General features: G+C 67.8%; 18 protein-coding genes. 11 read left to right on the forward strand and 7 right to left on the reverse strand.

Translation table 11 applies throughout. The features are described 5' to 3' along the window. Positions 1-54 precede the first annotated feature (54 nt). Both UK23_RS38935 and UK23_RS38940 read right to left on the reverse strand, forming a co-directional pair. Positions 55-1023, reverse strand: coding sequence for a LysR family transcriptional regulator (locus tag UK23_RS38935; RefSeq protein WP_231114876.1), 969 nt, complete (start codon positions 1021-1023; stop codon positions 55-57). 219 nt (positions 1024-1242) lie between these two features. After that, complete coding sequence (locus UK23_RS38940) at positions 1243-2025, reverse strand: hypothetical protein (RefSeq protein ID WP_045316805.1); 783 nt, start codon at positions 2023-2025, stop codon at positions 1243-1245. A gap of 227 nt (positions 2026-2252) precedes the next feature. Between UK23_RS38940 and tig the strand changes: the two genes are divergently transcribed. The 7 genes from tig (at position 2253) to UK23_RS38975 (ending at position 11048) form a co-directional block, all read left to right on the forward strand. Further along, complete coding sequence (gene tig / locus UK23_RS38945) at positions 2253-3602, forward strand: trigger factor (protein ID WP_045316806.1); 1350 nt, start codon at positions 2253-2255, stop codon at positions 3600-3602. Positions 3603-3748: 146 nt separating this feature from the next. Beyond that, positions 3749-4333, forward strand: a complete 585-nt coding sequence (locus tag UK23_RS38950) for an ATP-dependent Clp protease proteolytic subunit (protein ID WP_045316815.1) — start codon at positions 3749-3751, stop codon at positions 4331-4333. 20 nt (positions 4334-4353) lie between these two features. Further along, positions 4354-4983, forward strand: coding sequence for an ATP-dependent Clp protease proteolytic subunit (locus tag UK23_RS38955; RefSeq protein WP_045316807.1), 630 nt, complete (start codon positions 4354-4356; stop codon positions 4981-4983). A 243-nt stretch (positions 4984-5226) separates the two neighbouring features. Continuing rightward, a complete protein-coding gene (gene clpX, locus UK23_RS38960; protein WP_045316808.1) occupies positions 5227-6507 on the forward strand; it encodes an ATP-dependent Clp protease ATP-binding subunit ClpX in 1281 nt (426 codons plus the stop codon). A gap of 67 nt (positions 6508-6574) precedes the next feature. Continuing rightward, on the forward strand, positions 6575-7153 hold the full coding sequence (locus UK23_RS38965) for an RBBP9/YdeN family alpha/beta hydrolase (RefSeq protein ID WP_045316809.1): 579 nt from the start codon (positions 6575-6577) through the stop codon (positions 7151-7153). Positions 7154-7176: 23 nt separating this feature from the next. Continuing rightward, positions 7177-9750, forward strand: coding sequence for a serine hydrolase domain-containing protein (locus UK23_RS54250; RefSeq protein WP_052685435.1), 2574 nt, complete (start codon positions 7177-7179; stop codon positions 9748-9750). After that, positions 9747-11048, forward strand: a complete 1302-nt coding sequence (locus tag UK23_RS38975) for a serine hydrolase domain-containing protein (RefSeq protein ID WP_045316810.1) — start codon at positions 9747-9749, stop codon at positions 11046-11048. The genes UK23_RS54250 and UK23_RS38975 overlap by 4 nt, the downstream gene beginning before the upstream one ends. On the opposite strand, the gene UK23_RS38980 is transcribed toward UK23_RS38975, so the two are convergent. The 4 genes from UK23_RS38980 to tnpB all read right to left on the reverse strand — a co-directional run bounded on the left by UK23_RS38980 (position 11045) and on the right by tnpB (position 15347). After that, positions 11045-11926: an alpha/beta hydrolase gene (locus UK23_RS38980; protein ID WP_045316811.1), complete on the reverse strand. Its 882-nt coding sequence runs from the start codon at positions 11924-11926 to the stop codon at positions 11045-11047. The genes UK23_RS38975 and UK23_RS38980 overlap by 4 nt on opposite strands. 39 nt (positions 11927-11965) lie before the next feature. Continuing rightward, positions 11966-13096, reverse strand: a complete 1131-nt coding sequence (locus UK23_RS38985) for a CaiB/BaiF CoA transferase family protein (protein ID WP_045316817.1) — start codon at positions 13094-13096, stop codon at positions 11966-11968. After that, positions 13083-13910 carry a formate dehydrogenase accessory sulfurtransferase FdhD gene (gene fdhD / locus UK23_RS38990; protein ID WP_045316812.1) on the reverse strand — a complete coding sequence of 276 codons (828 nt, stop codon included), beginning with the start codon at positions 13908-13910 and terminating at the stop codon, positions 13083-13085. The genes UK23_RS38985 and fdhD overlap by 14 nt, the downstream gene beginning before the upstream one ends. A gap of 111 nt (positions 13911-14021) precedes the next feature. Beyond that, entirely contained in the window at positions 14022-15347 is a 1326-nt protein-coding gene (tnpB, locus tag UK23_RS38995; RefSeq protein WP_196778081.1) for an IS607 family element RNA-guided endonuclease TnpB, read from the reverse strand. A 104-nt stretch (positions 15348-15451) separates the two neighbouring features. Between tnpB and UK23_RS39000 the strand changes: the two genes are divergently transcribed. After that, on the forward strand, positions 15452-16966 hold the full coding sequence (locus UK23_RS39000; RefSeq protein ID WP_045316813.1) for a phytoene desaturase family protein: 1515 nt from the start codon (positions 15452-15454) through the stop codon (positions 16964-16966). 45 nt (positions 16967-17011) lie between these two features. Further along, positions 17012-17503, forward strand: a complete 492-nt coding sequence (locus UK23_RS49345; protein WP_052685436.1) for a hypothetical protein — start codon at positions 17012-17014, stop codon at positions 17501-17503. Here the strand turns inward: UK23_RS49345 and UK23_RS39010 are convergent. Continuing rightward, positions 17448-18032: a DUF2238 domain-containing protein gene (locus tag UK23_RS39010; RefSeq protein WP_045316820.1), complete on the reverse strand. Its 585-nt coding sequence runs from the start codon at positions 18030-18032 to the stop codon at positions 17448-17450. The two genes, UK23_RS49345 and UK23_RS39010, sit on opposite strands and share 56 nt — an antisense overlap. 94 nt (positions 18033-18126) lie before the next feature. Between UK23_RS39010 and UK23_RS39015 the strand changes: the two genes are divergently transcribed. Continuing rightward, positions 18127-18684, forward strand: coding sequence for an ArsR/SmtB family transcription factor (locus UK23_RS39015; protein WP_045316814.1), 558 nt, complete (start codon positions 18127-18129; stop codon positions 18682-18684). A 269-nt stretch (positions 18685-18953) separates the two neighbouring features. Continuing rightward, positions 18954-21146, forward strand: a complete 2193-nt coding sequence (locus UK23_RS39020) for a glycosyl hydrolase family 28 protein (protein WP_231114877.1) — start codon at positions 18954-18956, stop codon at positions 21144-21146. Positions 21147-21159 lie beyond the last annotated feature (13 nt).

The following is a 21159-nucleotide window of genomic DNA, read 5'->3' on the forward strand; positions in this document are numbered from 1 at the left end:
ACTGCTCGCCTTCGGCATCGCTTGGGTGCCGTTGGCGGGGCGGGGCATCGCGTGTCAGGTCAGGGAGGCGACTTGGTCGCTCACCACTTGGGCTGCGGCTGATACCAGGGCTGTCACTGCCGGGTTCGTCGAGTTGTCCTGGCGCCAGCCGAACTGCGTGTAGACGCGGAACGTCGGGGACCAGGGCAAGCGGACCAACCTGCCGTCGGCGAGTTCGGAGGCGACGGTGACTTCGGGCATCAGGGCGATGCCGAGGCCTGAGGCGACGGCTCGTTTGGCGGCGTCCACCGAGTCCAGTTCCAGGACGGGGGCGCGGGTGTCGTCGTAGCCGAGGGAGTGTTCGAAGAGTTCGTGGTAGGAGGCGCCGTTCTCGGCTCTGATGAGGGTGCTGCTGGTGAGGTCGTCCTCGGTCAGGGACTGGCGTTGGGTGAGCATGTGGCTCGGGCCCGCGACCATGACGAGAGGTTCGGGGCAGAGGACTGTGGTTTCGAGGCCTTCGCGGGGTTCGATGGCGCCGATGAAGAAGGCGCAGTCGAGGGCGCCGTCGCGTACGGAGTTCAGGTTGTTCAGGGTGTTTCGGGAGTGCAGCGAGAGTTGGACGGACGGGTAGCGCCAGCACATGTATTCGATGAGCGGTAGCAGACGGTAGTCGGTCAAACTCTGTGCGGAGCCGATGACGAGTTTGCCGTGCGGCTCGCCGTTCATCGTTATGGCTTTTCGGGCCTTTTCGGTGAGGTTGATGATGTTTCGCGCGAACGGGAGCAGTTCTACGCCCGCGGACGTCATCTGGATACCTCGTGGGAGGCGTCGGAAAAGGACGACTCCCAAGGCCTCCTCGAGTGCCTTGATGCGGGTCGTGATGGTCGGCTGCGAGCAGTTGAGCGTGGCAGCGGCCTTGGTGAAGCTCCCTGTCTGAACCACGGTTGTGAACGCGAGAAGCTGGCGTGTCTCCATCAGGCGGATCCTCGGATTAAAACGGTGCGACGACTTTTTCTCGTTCGTTCCCGTGGTCCTGTTACGCATGGTGCGAGCGTCGTAACGCTACCTGTCGGTCGCGCGCCGGAGATTAGTGCTAACGGAGTCATCTTGATCGGTCTGGAATCGGTGTTGCGGCCGAAAGAGTGAAATTGAGATGGGGCGTTTGACGGGCGGTAGTTGCGCGACTCTTTTCCGTGAAGCCTTTCGCCACGCGAACAAAAAACGCCGCCGTCCGGGGGTGGGCGGCGGCGCTCTGCGGGCGGGCTAGCAGGAGGCTGCGGTGGTGTTCGTGAGGAGGCGGTAGGTCGTCGGGGGCTGGGCCGGGTCGGGCTGTTGCCTGATCACCAGCGCGTGGCCCCTGGCCGCCGTGCGGGCCCGGTCGGCGTACTTCGCGAACGGTTGGTGGCCGGTCAGCTGGTCCACGTCGGACACGGTGACGATCGAGACGGTGGTGCGGGCCGGGCTGCCGCCGGTGCGGTCGCCTGGCGTCACGTCGTCCAGCGTCAACGGGCCCGAGTTCGGCGTCACGTCGACGAGCTGGCCTCCGCGCCGCACCTGGAACCGGGTCGGGTTCGGGTTGCCCGACCAGATTTCACCGGTCTTGCTGTCGCAGGTGACGCCGCCCTCTGCCTGGATCACGGCGAACGGCAGTCCGGACGGGTCCTCGTCCACCAGCGACAGGGTTCCCCACGAGCTGCTCCCGCTGACGCCGTCGCCGTCGTGGTTCGAGCCCGCGATCCCGATCGCGTAGTCCCAGGCGGGCGCGGTCGCGTCGTCGGACAGCCGGATGTCCCAGCCGGGATGGGCGGTGGTGCGGCCGCTCGCGTGCTCGGACTGCCGGAACTCGTTGTGGTCGCCGGGGCGACCGCTTTCGACCACGAGTGACTCGGTGCGGTCGCCCACCTGGAACGAGTAGAGGGCGGCGGTCGCCTCCAGGGCGAGCGGGTCGGCCTGGGCGGGCCCGGCGGTCGCGCCGATCAACGCCGCGCAGGCAGCTGTGGCGGTGGCGAGTCTGACGGTGGCGAGTCTGCCGACGGCAGGTGGCATCGAGTCCCCCAAGTGATCACTTCGAACCCCAGGTGGCGGCTCCGACGGCCGCCGGATCCGACGCTAGCGAGAGGGTCCGACAATTCCGGTCAACTGTGCCGGGAGAGGTCTGGTCCGGGGCGGCGGCGGTCACAGAGCGGGTCTCGCCTAGACTCGCTGGGAATCCGGGCGCCACCTAAGGCGGTACCGGCTGTCTGCACGTTCTTGTTCGTTACGAGGAGTCCACGTTGAAGAGCACCGTCGAGCACCTGAGCCCGACGAGGGTCCGGATCAACGTCGAGGTGCCGTTCGACGAGCTCAAGTCGAACTTCGACCAGGCGTACCGGAAGCTCGCGAAGCAGGTCCGCATCCCCGGTTTCCGTCCGGGCAAGGCCCCCGCCAAGGTGCTGGAGAGCCGCATCGGCCGCGCTCCGGTGCTGGACGAGGTCATCCAGGAGGCCATCCCGGCCAAGTACCTGGAAGCGGTCAACGCGGGTGAGGTGCGCACGCTCGGCCGTCCCGACTTCGAGGTCACCAAGATCGAAGACGGCGAGACGCTCGAGTTCACCGCCGAGGTCGACGTTCGTCCCGAGATCACCGTGCCCGCGTTCGGCGAGCTGGAGATCTCGGTCGACGAGCAGGAGGTCACGGACGAGGACGTGGCGACGCAGCTCGACGAGCTCCGCGCCCGCTTCGGCACGCTGACCGGCGTCACCCGCCCCGCCGAGACCGGTGACTTCGTCATCGTCGACCTGTCCGCGACGGTCGACGGCGAAGAGGTCGAGGAGGCGCGCACCAGCGGCCTGTCCTACGAGATCGGCTCCGGCCAGCTCGTCGAGGGCATCGACGACGCCCTGGTCGGCGCCTCCGAGGGCGAGACCAAGACGTTCAACACGACGCTCGTCGCCGGCGACCACCAGGGCCGTGAGGCCGAGGTCACCGTGGTGCTGAACAGCGTCAAGGAGCGTCAGCTCCCGGAGCTCGACGACGAGTTCGCGCAGCTCGCCAGCGAGTTCGACACGCTCGACGAGCTCAAGGCCGACCTGCAGACCCGCCTGGGCCGCGTCAAGAAGATGCAGCAGGGCGTGCAGGCGCGCGACAAGGTCCTCGAGGCGCTGCTGGAGACCACCGAGGTCCCGCTGCCCGAGGGCATCGTCCAGGGCGAGATCGACGCGCGCAAGCACGACGCCGTGCACGCGTTCGACCACGACGAGGCGAAGTTCGCCGAGTGGCTGACCGAGCAGGGTCAGACCGAGGAGGAGTTCGACGCCGAGCTGCGCAAGGCCGCCGAGCAGGCCGTCAAGACGCAGCTGGTGCTCGACTCGATCGCGGACGCCGAGCAGGTCACGGTGTCCGACGGCGAGCTGACCGAGCGGATCATCTACCAGGCCCAGCGCTTCGGCATCAGCCCGGACGAGTACGTCAAGCGCGCGCAGCAGTCCGGTCAGCTCGGCGCGATCTTCGCCGACGTGCGCCGCGGCAAGGCTCTCGCGAGCGTCGTGCGCCAGGCTTCGGTGTCCGACACCTCTGGCACCAAGCTGGACCTCGACGAGCTCTTCGGCGAGACCAAGTCCGATGAGGACAGCACTCAGCAGTAACGCTGTCAGCGAACGCGGGCGGTGTCGGGCATCTGACGCCGCCCGCCTTCGTTAAGGTCGGTTGCAGAAGGTTTTGGCATTCCAGATTCGTTCCACCTGGAGTTAGGCAGGCAGACGTGACGCAGCACTCCTTCCCGACCCCCGAGATGCGGTCGGCCACCGCCGGGATGAACCTCAACGACTCGGTGTACGAGCGGCTGCTCCGCGAGCGGATCATCGTCCTGGGATCACAGGTCGAAGAGGGCATCGCCAACCAGATCACCGCTCAGCTGCTGCTTCTCGCCGCTGAGGACCCCGAGAAGGACATCACCCTCTACATCAACTCGCCGGGTGGCTCCGTCACGGCGGGCATGGCCATCTTCGACACGATGCAGCTCATCGAGCCGGACGTGGCCACGTACGCCATGGGCCTCGCGGCGTCGATGGGGCAGTTCCTGCTCTCCGCGGGTGCTCCCGGCAAGCGCCACGCGCTGCCGCACGCCCGCATCCTCATGCACCAGCCGTCGGCCGGTGTCGGCGGTACGGCCGCGGACATCGCGATCCAGGCGGACATGCTGACGCGCACCAAGCGCGAGATGGCGGAGCTCATCGCCGAGCACACCGGCCAGTCGGTGGAGACCATCACCCGTGACTCCGACCGCGACCGCTGGTTCACGGCGCAGGAGGCGCTCGAGTACGGCTTTGTCGACAAGGTCGTCACCCGCCCCCAGTCCGTGCGCTCGGGCAACTAGGAAGCTGAGGAGATCTCGAAGTGAGCCAGTTCCACACGCCTCAGTCGCGCTACGTGCTGCCCTCGTTCGTCGAGCGCACCAGCTACGGCATGAAGGAGTCGAACCCGTACAACAAGCTGTTCGAGGAGCGCATCATCTTCCTCGGCGTGCAGGTTGACGACGCCTCGGCCAACGACGTCATGGCGCAGCTGCTCGTGCTCGAGTCCGAGGACCCGGACCGCGACATCCTGATGTACATCAACTCGCCGGGTGGCTCGTTCACCTCGCTGATGGCCATCTACGACACGATGCAGTTCGTGCGCCCGGACATCCAGACGTACTGCCTCGGCCAGGCCGCCTCGGCCGCCGCGGTGCTGCTGGCCGCCGGTACGCCCGGCAAGCGCCACGCGCTGCCGAACGCGCGAATCCTGATCCACCAGCCCTCCATGGAGGGTGCGTACGGTCAGGTGTCCGACCTGGAGATCCAGTCGAACGAGATCCAGCGCGTGCGCCGCCTGATGGAGACCACCCTCGCGCGGCACACGAACCGGACGGCAGAGGAGGTCCGCGAGAGCATCGAGCGCGACCGGATCCTCACGGCCGACGAGGCCAAGGAGTACGGCATCGTCGACTCCGTGCTGCCCTACCGCAAGCTTTCCGCCAAGTCCTGAGTCGGTGTCCCGGGCTGTGGGAAACCCCAGAGCCCGGGCACTGTCGACCCACCCGACACGCCGATGTGACCGGTTAACTGGCCTGATCGACGTGCCGGGGGGACGCTGGTCCTCCCCTGAAACGGGGTAGGCCAGGTACCGTCAGGAGAACGGGCTCAGCACCCACAGCCAGTGGGACTGCCACAGCAAGTCAGCAGGCGCACTACAGCAGGTGTGCGCCGGAGGGGACATAGGTCAGCGGTCATGGCGCGTATCGGTGACGGCGGCGACTTGCTGAAGTGCTCTTTCTGCGGAAAGAGCCAGAAGCAGGTGAAGAAACTCATCGCCGGCCCCGGCGTCTACATCTGCGATGAGTGCATCGATCTCTGCAACGAGATCATCGAGGAGGAGCTGGCCGAAGCCGGCGACGTGAAGCTCGACGAGCTGCCGAAGCCCGCCGAGATCCACGAGTTCCTCGACCAGTACGTCATCGGCCAGAGTGATGCCAAGCGCACCCTCTCCGTCGCCGTCTACAACCACTACAAGCGCATCCAGGCGGGCGACCGCGGGCGCGAGGGTCGTGATGACGGCGTTGAGCTGGCGAAGTCGAACATTTTGATGCTCGGCCCGACGGGCTGTGGCAAGACCTACCTCGCGCAGACGCTCGCGAAAATGCTGAACGTGCCGTTCGCCATCGCCGACGCGACGGCACTGACGGAGGCCGGGTACGTCGGTGAGGACGTCGAGAACATCCTCCTGAAGCTCATCCAGGCCGCCGACTACGACGTGAAGCGCGCCGAGACGGGCATCATCTACATCGACGAGGTCGACAAGATCGCTCGAAAGAGTGAAAACCCGTCGATCACGCGCGATGTGTCCGGTGAGGGCGTCCAGCAGGCGTTGCTCAAGATCCTGGAAGGCACCACCGCATCGGTGCCACCGCAGGGCGGCCGCAAGCACCCGCACCAGGAGTTCATCCAGATCGACACGACGAACGTGCTGTTCATCGTGGCCGGCGCCTTCGCGGGCCTGGAGAAGATCATTCAGGACCGGGTCGGCAAGCGCGGCCTGGGCTTCGGCGCCGAGGTTCGCTCCAAGGCCGAGGTGGAGGCGTCGGACTTCTTCGCCGACTCCATGCCGGAGGACCTGATCAAGTTCGGCCTGATCCCCGAGTTCATCGGGCGTCTGCCGATGGTCGCCTCCGTCACCAACCTCGACAAGCCGTCGCTGGTGATGATCCTCACCGAGCCGAAGAACGCGCTGGTCAAGCAGTACCAGAAGCTCTTCGAGATGGACGGCGTCGAGCTCGAGTTCACCAAAACCGCGCTGGAAGCGGTCGCCGACCAGGCGATCCTGCGCGGCACCGGTGCCCGAGGTCTGCGCGCGATCATGGAAGAGGTCCTGCTCCCGGTGATGTACGACATCCCGAGCCGCACGGACGTCGCCAAGGTCGTCATCACCGAGCAGACGGTGAAGGAGAACGTGAACCCGACGATCGTGGCCCGGCAGCCCTCGCGCCGGGAGAGGCGAGAGAAGTCGGCGTAGTTTTTGATCGTTCCGAAAGGGCGTCGGTGGCCGCACCGGCGCCCTTTCGGCGTTCTAAGGTGGAGGCATGTCGCTGCCTCACGTGCTCCTGATCCACGGCTACACCGGTTCCGGTCCCGGTCACTGGCAGCGCTGGCTGGCCCAGACGGTGTCCGAGCACGGCGGCATGGCTGACATGCCGCACTTCAGCGACCCGGACCAGCCTGACCGCGACACCTGGCTGCGCGAGCTCGACACCCACCTCGAAGCCGCGCCCACCGACCGCGAACGGGTCGTGGTGGCGCACTCGCTCGGGTGCTACCTCTGGCTGCACCACGCCGCCCGCGAGGGCATCGGGCACGTCGACCGCGTGCTGCTGGTGGCCCCGCCCGCGCCGGACTACCCGGAGCCGGCCATCAAGTCGTTCTTCCCGGCCCCGCTCGACCCCACCGGCCTGCGCCGCGCCGCCACGGAGACGCGCCTGGTCGTGGGCGACGGTGATCCGTACTGCTCGATGCCGGCCGCCAAGCAGCTCGCGGAGACGTTGCGGATCGAGGTCGACGTGCTGCCCGACGCGGCACACATCAACATCGACGCGGGCTACGGGGAGTGGCCGGCGGTGCTCAAGTGGGTGCGGTCGAAGACGGTGCCGCTCTCACCGCGCTAGACGATTCACTTCCTGGGGGGAACGTGAACAGCACAGCCGAATGGTTGCGACGCAGGCTGCCCGAACTGATCGCGGAACACTGCGTGGTCGGCGCGCAGGCGGCGGTCCTGGTCGACGGCGAGATCTTCGACGCGGCCGCGGGCGTCCTGAACAGCGAGACCCGCGCGCCGGTGACGGGTGAGTCGCTGTTCCAGATCGCGTCCATCACCAAGATCTGGACGGCCACGCTCGTCCAGGAGCTGGTGAACGAGGGTCTGCTCGACCTCGACCGGCCCGTGCGAGACGTCCTGCCCGGGTTCGAGCTCGCCGACGAGCGCGCCGCGCGGGTGGTGACACCTCGGCAGCTGCTGACGCACACCGCGGGCTTCGAAGGCGATCTCTTCTTCGACACCGGCACGGGTGACGACGCCGTCGAGAAGTTCGTGGAGCTGCTCGCCGGCGCTGCGCAGGTCTCGCCGCCCGGTGAGCTCTGGTCGTACTGCAACAGCGGCTTCTCGGTGCTCGGCCGGATCGTGGAGGTGTTGCGCGGCAAGCCGTTCAACACAGTCCTGCGGGAGCGGCTGGCCGCACCGCTCGGCCTGACCATCGAGACGGACATCGTGCGGGGGCCGCACGTCGCCGACGGTCACCTGCCGGACGGTCCCGTGCACGACTACGGCCCGGTGTCCGACTACCCGGCCGGTTCGGCGCTGGCCACGAGTGCGCGTGACCTGCTCGCGTTCGTGCGCATGCATCTCGGCACGCCAGGGCTCGCGGTCATGCGCGAGCCGCAGTTCCGGCTGCCCGACCTGGGCGACCACTGCTCGTGGGGCCTCGGCTGGATGATCGTGGACGGCGTCGACGGCACGGTGATCGGCCACAACGGCGGCAACAAGGGCATCGCGTCGTTCCTGCGGGTCGTGCCGGAAACCGGTGTCGCCATCGCGGTGCTGACCAACGGAGGCGACGCCCAGCCGGTGTTCGACGCGCTTCGCGAGCAGTTCTCCGGCGTGCGCGCGCATCCCCGGCCCGTCCCACCGGCCGTGCCGATCTCGGTCGACCTGGAGCGGGCCGCTGGTGTCTACCGCTGCGCCGGGTACGACATCCACGTGACGCCGGCCGACGAGGGCCGCGTGCAGGTCCGCTTCGAGGGCCGCACGGAGCTCACCAAGTCGATGGAGCGGCCGGTCCGCGAGTTCACCGCCCTGCACGACAACGCCCTGATCGCCGTCGACGAGCCGCACACCGTGCTCGGCCTGATCGGGCGCTGGCTGTACTTCGGCCAGAACGCCGAACGCGTCGAGACGCCGGCCGAGTGGATCACTCGCAGGCTCCCCGAGTTGCTGGAGGAGCACGGAGTCGTCGGCGCCCAAGTGGCTGTGCTCGCGGACGGCGAGATCGTCGACGTGGCCGCGGGCGTGCTGAACGTCGAGACCGGCGCCCCGGTGACGACGGACTCGCTGTTCCAGATCGGGTCGATCACGAAGATCTGGACGGCCACGCTCGTCATGCAGCTCGTCCACGAGGGCCTGCTCGACCTGGACCGCCCGGTGCGCGACGTCCTGCCGGAGTTCGAGCTCGCCGACGAGCAGGCCGCTCAGGTGGTGACGCCTCGCCATTTGCTGACCCACACCGCGGGTTTCGAGGGCGACAAGTTCGCCGAAATCGACAGCGGCGACCCGGACACGATCGACACCTACGTCGCCCAGCTGGCCGAGGCCGTCCAGATCAGCCCGCCCGGCGAGCTCCACTCGTACTGCAACTCCGGTTACGTCGTGCTGGGCCGGATCGTGGAAGTGTTGCGCGGCAAGCCTTTCCACGCCGCACTGCGCGAGCACCTCGTTGATCCCCTCCGCTTGGCCCACGTCGCCACGCACCTCGCCGAGTACCCGGACCAAGAGGTCGCCACCGGTCACCTCCGCGGAAAGCCTGTGGTCGAACCGTTCCGCGAGTGGGACGCCCCGGCCGGCCGCGTGCTGGCGATGAACGCCCGCGACCTCCTCACCTTCGTGCGCATGCATTTGGAGACAACGACTTTCGCTGCCATGCGCGAGCCGCAGATCGCGTTGCCGGACTTCGGTTTCGGCGGCCACCAGGGGCTCGGCTGGATGCTGCTGCACTACGACAACGACGTCGAGGGCGTCGGCCACACCGGCCTCACGATGGGCTACCAGGCAATCCTGCGCGCCATCCCGTCGGCGGGCGTGGCGGTGACCGTCCTGACCAACGGCGGCCGGGCGATCCCGCTCGTGGAGGCGATCTACGACCATCTGCTGGGCGAGCTGGTCGGCGTCAAGCTGCCCGCCTTCCCGACACCACCGGCCACGCCGCTGCCCGTGGACGTCGAAGAAGTCGTTGGCACGTACCGATCTGGCCACGTCAACCTGCACGTGACGCCGGGCTCGCCCGGTCGCGTCCGCGTGCGGTACGAGCCCCGCAACCGGGTGGGCGAAGCGCTGATGGTGGATGAGGAGCGCGAGTACACGGGCCTGCGTCACGACGCGATGATCTCCGTGGAACCTGCGGGCGGGCGGCACGCGGTGATCGTCCTTTGTAGACGTGACGGGCACGTGCGCTGGCTTCATTTCGGCCGCGCGGCATCCAAGGGGGAAGCATGATCAGCGAGTGGATCGAGCGGCGGCTGCCTGAGCTGCTCGAGGAACACGGCGTCGTCGGCGCGCAGGTAGCGGTCTTGCACAACGGCGAAATCGTTGATGCCGCAGCAGGTGTGCGCAACGCCGTCACGAAGGAGCCGGTCACCACGGACACTCTGTTCCAGATCGGGTCGATCACCAAGGTCTGGACGGCCACCCTGGTCATGCAGCTGGTGAACGAAGGCCTGCTGGACCTCGACCGGCCGGTGCGGGATGTGTTGCCGGACTTCAGGGTTGCGGACGAGGACGCGGCGAAGGTGATCACGCCGCGTCAGCTGTTGTGCCACACGGCAGGGTTCGAAGGCGACCTGAAGTTCGAGACCGGCTCGGGCGAGGACCTGCTGGAGAAGTACGTCGCGCTGCTCGCCGACGCCGGCCAGGCCACTGCTCCCGGCGAGCTCTACTCGTACTGCAACGCCGGCTACGCGGTGCTGGGCCGGATCGTGGAAGTGTTGCGGGGCGAGCCTTTCCGGGACGTCCTGCGGGAACGGCTGGTCGAGCCGCTCGGGCTGAGGAACGTGGCCGCGGCACGTGCCGAGTACGCCTCGCACGAGATGGCACACGGGCACCTGAAGGGAGAGCCCACCACCCAGCACCTGCCGGAGTCGTGGGTGGCGGGTGGTTCGGTGCTCGCGATGCCCGCTCGAGAGCTGCTTCAGTTCGTGCGCATGCACCTGGAGACCACCGAGTTCGACGCGATGCGCGAGAGGCAGGCCACCCACCCGGACTTCGGCACCGGCGAGTGGTGGTGGGGCCTCGGCTGGGAGCTGTCGAACTTCGACGGCGGCGAGGTGATCGGGCACACCGGCATGACCATGGGTTGCGTGGCGATCCTGCGGGTCGTGCCGGCGGCAGGGGTCGCGGTGGCTGTGCTGGCCAACAGCGGTGACGACGCATGGCCGTTGTTCAGCGCGGTTCTCGACCACGTGCTCGACGAGCTGGCGGGTCTGCGCAAGCGGAAGTTCCCGGAGATGCCGGCCGAACCGAAGCCGGTGGACCACGCGGAGGTCGTGGGGAACTACCGCTGCTCGGCTCTCGACATCCACATCACGCCGGCCGACGGCGGCAAGGTGAAGGTGCGGAGGAAGGGACGTGACCCGATCATGGCGACCCTCATGTCGGAGGACGAGGTCGAGTACGTGCACCTGACCGACGACGTGCTCATCGCTGTGGACAAGAGCAACGTGCTACCGCTGGGTGGCAGGGACGAGCACGGGCGCGTCGGCTGGGTGCACTGGAGCCGCGCGGCGATGCGGGTCTAGACCGCCCGCTTGGCGTACTTGGCGAGGAACTGCACGACGTCTGGCGTCACCTTGCGGTAGAAGCCGTCGTCGTGCCCGCCGCCCTTCACCGTGCCGACCTCAGGACGCACGTCGCGGATGAAGCGGCGGGTGCCCTCGATGAACCTGTCGCGGTCACCGATCCATACGCCGAGCGCGGTCGGGCCGGTGGAGGTGAGGTGCCGCAACGGGTCCAGCGACGTCCACTCGCCCTCGTCCTTGAACGCGCGGCGCTTGGCCATCTCCGGCCAGGTCGTGATCAGGCCGGGGGAGATGGCCGCGGTGGCCGCGACCGGGTCGCCGCGTTCGGCTCGGCGGCGGGCGTACAGGAGCGCGCCGAAGCCGCCCATCGACGCGCCCGTGATGGCGAAGGGTTCGCCGTAGCCGCGTTCGCGCAGCCACTGGGGGAGCTCGTCGAGCAGCATGGCCATCGGGTCGTCGCCCGGGATGTTCTCGTGCCAGTAGTTGTCGCCGCCGTCGACCGCGACGAAGCCGAACGCCGGGACCGAGCCCTTCTTCACGGCCGAGGCCAGGACGTCGGCCAGGTCGCCGACGGCCGCGTGGCGGGCGTCGCCGTGCAGGCCGTGCAGCAGGATCGACATCGGCAGGCCGCGCGGGGGCGTACCGGTCGGGAGGTAGAAGGCGAGGGTGACCCAGCGGTGGCGGGCGTTCGAGTACACCCGCTCGAAGTGGACAGCCGGCTTGGCGCCCGTGGTGCGGCTGACGCGGTCCGAGGTGGCGATCTGCTCTTCTGGGACCTGGGAGGAGGCCGACACGTACGTCGCGACGCCGGTGGCTGTCGCGATGACCACGCCTATCGCCGCGAAGAGTGTGCGGCGGCTGTACCTCGGTTCCCCCATGCTCACCTCATCGCGTGGGTACCGGTCCTCGTTTCCTTCTCAGAGGACGGAACGAACGCGTAAGGAGGACAGTTCCTCATCTGAATAGCCCAGCCAGCGCAGCACGTGATCATTGTGCGCGCCGAGGTCCGGGACCGCACCCGGTGACCACTCGAAACCGGCCACGGGAGGCGGCAGCATCCTGGCAACCCCGCCAGGAACTTGCACGTCAACCCACGTGGAGAGCTGCGGGTGGGTGGGCAGGTCGGTGATCGGGCGGGTCAGCGCGGCCGGCACGTCGACGGCGTCCAGCGCGGCCAGCAGCTCGTCCGCGGTCATGGCACAAAACGCCCGTTCGAGGAGCTTCCGCAGCTCGTCCCGGTGCTCCACACGGGAGGCCACTGTGGCGAACCTCTCCTGCGCGCCGAGCCCGATCAGCCCGCACAGCCGCTGCCACTGGCCGTCGTTCTGCACGGCCAGGTGCACGGCGCCGTCCGCGCACGTCACCGGCCCGTACGGCGCGATGCTCGGGTGGTGCGCGCCCGACCGCGGGGCCGCGGCACCCGTCCCGGCGGCGTAGAGCATCGGCTGGTGCATCCACTCGGCCATCGCCTCGAACAGCGACAGCCGCAGCCGCACGCCCTCGCCGGTCCGCCCTCGTTGCAGCAACGCCGCCAGCACCGCCGCGTGCAGCTGGACGCCCGCCGCGATGTCCGCCACGGAGATGCCGGCGCGGGCCATCACGTCACCCTCGCCGGTCAGCGACACCAATCCGGCCTCGGACTGCACCAGCGCGTCGAACGCCTTGCGGTCCGCGTACGGCCCGTCCCAGCCGTAGCCGGACAGCTCACCGACGATCAGCTTCCCGGGCAGGCCGAGGCCGAGGCGTGACCACACGCGCGGCGACAGGTTGCACAGCAGCACATCAGCGCGTGCGACGAGCCGTTCCAGCACCTCACGGCCATCGGGGTGGTTGATGTCGAGCGACACCGACTCCTTGCCGACGTTCGTCCACGCGAAGTACGACGACACCTGGCCGCACGACGAGTCGTAGTGCCGCGCGAAATCACCGGAGCCAGGCCGTTCGATCTTGATCACGCGGGCTCCGAGATCGGCCAGCAGCCGCGTCGCGTACGGCACGGCGACGGCCTGCTCCAGGCTCACCACCACGACGCCGTCAAGCGGTCTCAAGCACGCGCTCCCCACCGGTGTAGACGTTCATCGAGTCGCCGCGCAGGAAGCCGACGAGCGTCATGCCCTGCTCCTCCGCCAGCTCCACGGCGAGCGACGACGGCGCGGACACCGCGGCCAGCACCGGAATTCCGGCCATCGCGGCCTTCTGCACCAGTTCGAACGACGCCCGCCCGGACACCATCAGCACCGCACCGGTCAGCGGCACCAGGTTCTGCAGCACCGCCCAGCCCAGCACCTTGTCGACGGCGTTGTGCCGCCCCACGTCCTCGCGCACGACCAGCAGCTCGCCGTTCACGAACAGCCCGGCCGCGTGCAGCCCGCCGGTGCTCTCGAAGACCTTCTGCCGTTCCCGCAACGCGTCCGGGAAGCCCGTCAGCGCCTCCGGAGTGACCCGCACGGGATCGAGCGCAGGGGAGTAGCGGGTCTTGAGCTTCACCGCATCGAGCGCCGCTTTGCCGCACACACCACACGATGAGGTGGTGTAGAAGTTCCGCTCCACCCCGGTGTCCGGCGGCGGCACACCCTCGGCCAGCGCGATGTCCAGGACGTTGTAGGTGTTCATCCCGTCCGGCCCGGTGCCCTCGCAGAACCGGGCGACCGAGATGTCCTCCGCAGACCCGATCACACCCTCGCTGAGCAGGAAACCGTGCGCGAGCTCGACGTCCTGGCCGGGGGTGCGCATGGTGACGGCCAACGGCTTCCCGCCGACCCGCAGCTCCAGCGGTTCCTCGGCGGCCAGGGCGTCCACCCGGCGCCGCCGACCGTTCGACGACACGCGTTCGACCGCTCGGCGAACCGTCACTCGGCCCATGTGCACATCTCCTTCGGACCGCTATCTTCCGTTACCCGAAGTATCGGTGAAGGCGACTTCACTCCCTTCGGGCAGCCGTCGCCTTGCGGTGGCGGCGTTGGCCCGCGCACGTCAGCGCGGGTCTTCCCGTGGCGTTACCCGCTGCCCACACGATGTGGGTCTGACGTGGGTTTCCAGCGGGCTGGTTTTCGTCCCGGCGCAACTCGCCGCGGACGTGCCTCCGATGTCCTCACCAACGAGCGAGGCAAGGTTGCGGGCGGCGTTGAGATCGCGATCGAGCACGAATCCGCACTCGTCGCAGTTGTACACCCGGACGCGTAGAGGCAGTTTGGCTTTCACCGCGCCACAGTCCGAGCAGGTCTTCGACGACGGGTACCAGCGGTTTGCGACCACCAGTTGGACGCCGTTCCAAGCAGTCTTGTAGGTGGTCTGTCGCCGAAGCTCGCTCATGCCGACGCCAGAGATGTGGGACGCCAGGCGCCGGTTGCGCAGCATGCCCGACACGTTGAGGTTTTCCAGCACGATGACACCGAACCTGCGGACCAGGTCAGTTGTGAGCTTGTGCAATCCGTCCCTGCGCGCGTTCGAAACCCGCCCGTGGAGCCTCGCGATGCGAGCCTGGGTGCGCCGCCAGCGGTTCGACGGGGCCTGGCCAGTTCGTTTGTCTGGACCGATACGCCGCGCGGCTTGGCGTTGCAGGCGGCGCAGGTCTCGACGTGCCACATCGAAGTGCCTCGGATTGGGCACGACCTGTCCCGTGGACAGCACCGCGAGCGATTTGACCCCGAGATCCACACCAACCACCCTGTCCGGGAACCTGGACACCTGGTCGATGCGAGTGATCTCCACCGAGAACGCGCAGAACCAGCGTCCGGACTGGTGGGACACGGTGGCCGACCGAATGCGAGCTGTGCCGCGCTGCAGATGGCGGACCAGCTTGCGGGTGGACTCGTGCGCGCGGACCTCACCGATGCGGGGCAGTCGCACGTGTCGCCGATCATCAGTCAGGCCGAACGCGCCAGTCGTGAACCGGCACGACGATCGGGCTCGCTTGCCCTTGAACTTCGGAAACCGAGCCTTCGGGCCGCGCCGCGAGTTGGTGCGGGAGCTCTGCCAGTTCGTCAATGCAGTCGCGAGGTTGGCCAGACCCGACGCGTAGGCCTCCTTTGAGTTCTCGCTCCACCACGGCGCGACCTCGTGCTTGGCTTGATTCCAAGCCTTCCTCAGGCTGTAGGCAGACCACGACACTGCCGGCGTGACCTGAACGTCAGGGATGCCGTAGGACTTCTCTGCCGCACGCTGGTCGAGATTCACCTTGACCTGTGCCAGGCCCCAGTTGAACGCGTAGCGCTGCCCGCCGCAATGCGATCGCAGTGCCGCTTCCTGTGTCGGCGTCGGATCAAGAGCGAACCTGTACGCCTTGATGAACACGCTCATCCGAGATCCCGGTAGGTTCGTGCCACAGTGGCCACCCGGCAGTAGAACACATGCTCGATCGCAACTTTGATGGACCCCGAACAGTTCGGAGGGGATCGAGGCGCATGGACGACGTCGTGATCGTGGGAGGCGGGCACAACGGGCTGGTAGCGGCCGCGTACCTCGCGCGGGCGGGGAAGTCGGTCAAGGTGCTGGAGAAGCTGCCGCACGTCGGCGGCGCGGCGGTCAGCGCGTCACCCTGGGAGGGTGTCGACGCGAGACTGTCCCGCTTCTCCTACCTGGTCAGCCTCTTACCGGACCAGATCGCCGAGGATCTGGGCCTGAACCTGACCCTGCGGTCTCGTTCGGCGTCGAGCTACACCCCCAACGGCAAGTCGGGGCTGCTGGTCGAACGCGAACCCGGTGCCGCGACCCTGAAGTCGTTCGAGGCCGTCTGCGGGTCGCTCGACGACTGGGAGCGGTGGCAGCGCTGGTACGCCGACCTGGAGCTGATGGCCGCCGCACTGGCCCCCACCCTTTTGGAACCACTGGTGTCACGGGACCACCTGCGCGTGCACGTCGACGCGGTGGCGCGCGGCCGGTTGTGGGACCAGGTCTTCGAACGCCCGATCGGCGCGACGCTGCAGGAGCTGTTCGACAACAACCTGGTGCGCGGCGTCGTGGCCACCGACGCGTTGATCGGCACGCACTCGTCGCTGCATTCGTTGCGCGCCAACAAGTGCTTCCTCTACCACATCGTCGGCAACGGCACGGGGGAGTGGAAGGTGCCGGTCGGCGGCATGGGCGCGGTGACCGCCGAGCTGGAACGGGTCGCGCGCGAGGCGGGCGTGGAGATCATCACCGGCGCCGAGGTCACCGCGGTCGAGTCGGACGGCAAGACCGCGTCGGTGGCGTGCGGTGGCGAGACGGCTGAGGCTCGGTTCGTGCTGTCCAATGTGGCGCCTTCCGTGCTGGGACGGTTGCAGGGCAAGGAAGTCCAGGACGCACCCGGCTGCCAGCTGAAGATCAACATGCTGCTCCGGAAGCTGCCGGAGCTCAAGTCCGGGGTCGACGCGCGGCTCGCGTTCGCCGGCACGTTCCACCTCGACGAGTCCTACGACCAGCTGGAGACCGCGTACCTGGAGAGCGCCGCGGGCCAGGTGCCGTCGGTACTGCCCGGTGAGATGTACTGCCACTCGCTGACCGACCCGTCGATCCTCGGGCCGTCACTGGCCGGCCACGAGACGTTGACGTTGTTCGGCCTGCACCTGCCCGCGTCGTTGTTCGAGGGCCGCAACTCCGAGCTGCGCGACGAGCTGGTGCGGCGCTACCTCGACCAGCTCAACGCCCACCTCGTCGAGCCGATCCAGGACTGTCTCGCGACCGACGCGAACGGCAAGCCGTGCATCGAGGCCCGCACGCCGCTGGACCTGGAGGAGGAGCTCGGGCTGCCGGGTGGCAACATCTTCCACGGCGAGCTCGACTGGCCGTTCGCGGAGAGCGACGACGAGGTCGGCAGGTGGGGCGTCGAGACGGACGTGGACAACGTGTTCGTCTGCGGGGCTGGCTCCCGGCGCGGCGGCGGGGTCAGCGGGATCGGCGGCCACAACGCCGCGAGGGCGGTCCTCGAGCGCGTTTGATATTTCTGATGACAATCCATGCCATCTCTGGTTACAGTTGGCGGCGTGGGGGACTTTTACGGAATCGCGGAGATCGCTGACGCCATGGGGCTCAGCCGGCAGCTGGTGGCTGTGTGGCGCAAGCGGCGCTCGCACGGCATTCCCGAGCCGGACGCGGAGCTGGCGTCCGGCCCGATCTGGCGGCGGGAGACGGTCGAGCCGTGGATCGAGCGCACGCGCGGACGGCTGGGGCTCGCGGGTGCGCGGGAGTCGGCCAGTCGCAGCTTGAGGTTGCGCACGTGCCGGCGGGTGCTGCGGCTGGCGGCGTTGATGCTGGAGGAACCGCAGCGGCCGCGGGTGCTCAACGAGGCCGCGGACCAGTTGCGCGACCTCATCCACGAGGTCGACCAGGCCGCGGACGACGTCGTCGGGGCGTTGTTGCGGGAGCTCATCGAGCCGGTGCGCGACCCGGACGCGCCCGCCGAGTTGTTGCGGGTGCCGGTCATCGAGTCGTTGCCGCTGGTGACCGCCGTCGCGCGTAACTCACCAGACTGGTGATGAGGGCGCCCAGCGCGGCCAGTGCCATGTCCGCGTGGGCGTCCCACATGTCGCCCTGCTGGCCGTTGTAGGCCTCGGCGACCTCGGGCGCGAGCGTCATCGCGATCGCCCACTCCAGCAGCTCGTAGGCCGCGCTGGTCGCGAGCACGATCTCCAGTGAGCGCACCGGCTTCTGCCGCAGCACCGCGGTCAGGCACACGCCGTACGCGAAGTGCACGAGCCGGTCGAAGTTGTTGCGCTCCCACGAGAACAGCTCCGACAGCCGCACGCCGAACAGTGCGTTCGTCCAGTCGTCGTACGGCACGAACGAGTAGATCCAGCGCGCGGCGATCGTGTGCAGCGCCAGGAAGAGCAGCGTCCACGCCCACTGCGCGGTGTCCAGGCGCTTGCGCAGCAGCACCAGCGCGATCAGTGCCACCGCCGTCAACGAGCTGTGCAACGCCTGCTCAGCGGGCCACGGCGGGTTGATCCACGTGACCGCGACCAGTACTCCGAACGCTCCCAACAGCCACAGCTGCCCCCGAGTCATGCGCACAGCTTGGCCGATCATGGCCGGTTTTATATCAGGATTTATATATCAAGGAACCTTGCTAAAGGTTTATTGATACGCGTACGGTGGTCGCATGACGGACGCTCCCATCACTGACCCCAAGACGCTCCGTGCGCTCTCGCACCCGTTCCGGTGGAAGCTGATCAACCTGCTCACCGAGCAGGGGCCGAGCACCGCCACCGAATGCTCGGCGAAGCTCGGGGAAAGCGTCGCCAGCTGCTCGTACCACCTGAACATGCTGGCCAAGTACGGCTTCGTCGCCGAGGTCGAGGGTCCCGGCAGGCAGAAGCCGTGGCGGATCGCCAAACGGCACCAGATGATCTCGTCGGAAGGGCTCGACGAAGAGGGTGCGCTGGCTGCGGAAGCCGCCGAGATGGCGTACCTGGAGCAGGAGTTCGAGCGCATGCGGGGCGCCCTGCGTCAGCACGAGCACCTGTCGGACGAGTGGCGCGACCACTACGGCGTCATCAGCTCAACGACGTTCCTGACGCGCGAGGAGCTGCGCGAGATCCAGGTCGGGGTGCGCGCGTTGTTCGACCGCTTCGACGAGCGCGTGGAGAACCCGGAGCTGCGCCCCGAAGGTGCCCGACCTGTGCGCTTCTTCATGAACACCGCCGTTTCGCCCGAGTAGGACCGAACTGAGGGGATTGGCCATGTTGTCGCACGACCAAGCGTTTGCTATCGCGAAGATGAGGCAGGCCGAACTGGAGTCCGACGCCGAGGCTCGGCGACTCGTTCGCGCACCCGAGGAACCCGCTCGCAAGCCTGGCGGAGGAGTGCTCGCGTCAGGCCGCCGCCGCTGGAGGCTGTTCGGCCGCGTTCGACCGGCGTAGCGTGTGGACTCGCCGCCGCTGTAAAGGTTTTCACCTAGTTTCAACCCGATCCGAGGGGAGAACATCGGTGTTCCGGAGACTCGGCATGGCGGTGAGTGCCGCACTGTTAGGTGTCGCAGTGCTCGCTGAACCCGCACAGGCGGCGGAGTTCAACGTCAAGGACTACGGCGCGGTCGGCAACGGCAGCGCCAACGACACGGCGGCCATCGACAAGGCGATCACGGCGGCGAACGGCGCGGGTGGCGGCACGGTGAGGTTCCCGTCCGGCACCTACCGCTCGCCCAACTCGATCCACATGAAGAGCAACGTGACGCTGCAGCTCGACGCGGGCGCCACGATCATGGGCGCGAGCGGCAGCGGCTACGACAAGCCAGAGCCGAACCCCAACGACAAGTACCAGGACTACGGGCACAGCCACTTCCACAACGCCATGATCTGGGGCGACCGGCTGACCAACATCGGTTTCGTCGGCGCCGGCACCATCGACGGCGGCGGCGCGCTGATCACCGGCAACCCGGACAGCGGCCAGGCCGACAAGATCATCTCGTTGACGCGCTGCGAGAACCTCACCGTGAGCGGCATCAAGCTGCGGCGCGGCGGGCACTTCGCGATGCTGATCAACGGCTGCAGGAACGTCGTGTCCGACCGGCTGAACGTCGACACCGCGAGCGACCGCGACGGCTGGAACATCATCAGCACCACCAACGTCACGATCACCAACGGCACCTTCGCGGGCAACGACGACGCGCTGGTGTTCAAGAGCGACTACGCGCTCGGGCAGAAGCTGCCGAACGGCAACGTGAAGGTCTACGACTCGAAGCTCAGCGCGGGCTGCTGCAACGCCCTGATGTTCGGCTCTGAGACGTGCGGTGACTTCACCGGCTACGACTTCCAGCGCATCGACATCAAGGGCTCCAACAAGTCCGGGCTCGGACTGGTGTCGATGGACGGCGCGGTCATCTCCGACGTGCACTACAAGGACATCACCGTCAGCAACGTGAAGTCGCCGATCATGATCAAGGTCGGGGCGCGCAAACGGTGCGGGAACAGTCCCGGCGTCGGCACGGTCAAGAACATCACCTACGACAACATCACGCTCAACGGTGCCTCTGGCGGGTTCAGTCCGACGATCATGGGTGACGTCGACGGGCACGTCACCGACGTGACCTTCACCAACGTGAAGATCAACGTGCCCGGCGGCAGCGGCACGATGTCGACCAACCCGCCGAGCAACGACCGCACCAACTACAACCCGAACAGCATCGGCACGCGGCCCGCGTACGGCTGGTACATCCGCTACGCCGACCGCATCAAGTTCCTGAACGGCAGCGGGGTGTCGTTCACCAACAACGACGGCCGGCCCGCGGTGATCACCGACAACTCGACGGACATCTCGTTCGACACGTTCGGCTGGGAACGCGGCACGAACAGCCCGACGGACTTCCTCTTCCGCAACACCAACGGGTTCTGCGTGCGCAACTCCGGTTCACCGCGGATCCAGAACACGTCGTCGACCGAGAAGTGCGGTGTCGGCAACGACTTCGGTCTCGCCGTCGACCCCGCCGCGCGGACGATCCAGCCCGGTGAGACCGCGTCGTACGCGATCCGCACGACCGCCACGGGCTCACCCGGCCCGATCGCGTTGGACGCTTCGAACATCCCAGCCGGCGCGGTGGTCCAGTTCAACCCGTCCACGGTCAACCCCGGTGACACCGCCACGATGACCGTCGCGACGCTGCCGGAGACTCCGCACGGCACGTCCGACATCACCGTGACGGGCAAGGCGGGGTCGATCACGAAGTCCGCGACCGCTCGGCTGACGGTCGGTGACGCGCCGGACGAGCTGGTGCTGAGCGCGTTGTCCGTGGCCGACACCGGGAACGCGGGGGACTGGTCGTTGCAGTCCAACCTGCGCACCGGAGTCGCGCAGTACGGCGACCGCGACTTCACGTTCAGCGCGGTGCCGGCCGAGGTCGCGGGCTCGCAGTGGGTCCGCACCGCCAACGACTCGAAGTCGGCGACGCAGAACCCGTTGGCGCGCTTCACGATCAACCGCGACGCGGTGGTCTACGTCGCGGTCGACACGCGGCTCGGCAAGCGTCCGTGGATGGACGCGTTGTGGTTGGACAGCGGGATGTCGCTGGTCAACAACGAAGGGTCCCCGAAGACCTTCCGCCTGTACGTCAAGGGCTTCCCGGCGGGGGAGGTGCAACTGGGACCCAACGGCGGAGCCAGCAACTACAGCGTGATCGTCAAATAGCAAACGATGAAGG

Origin of the sequence: Lentzea aerocolonigenes (genome assembly GCF_000955955.1) — a bacterium.
Classification (GTDB): Bacteria; Actinomycetota; Actinomycetes; order Mycobacteriales; family Pseudonocardiaceae; genus Lentzea; species Lentzea aerocolonigenes_A.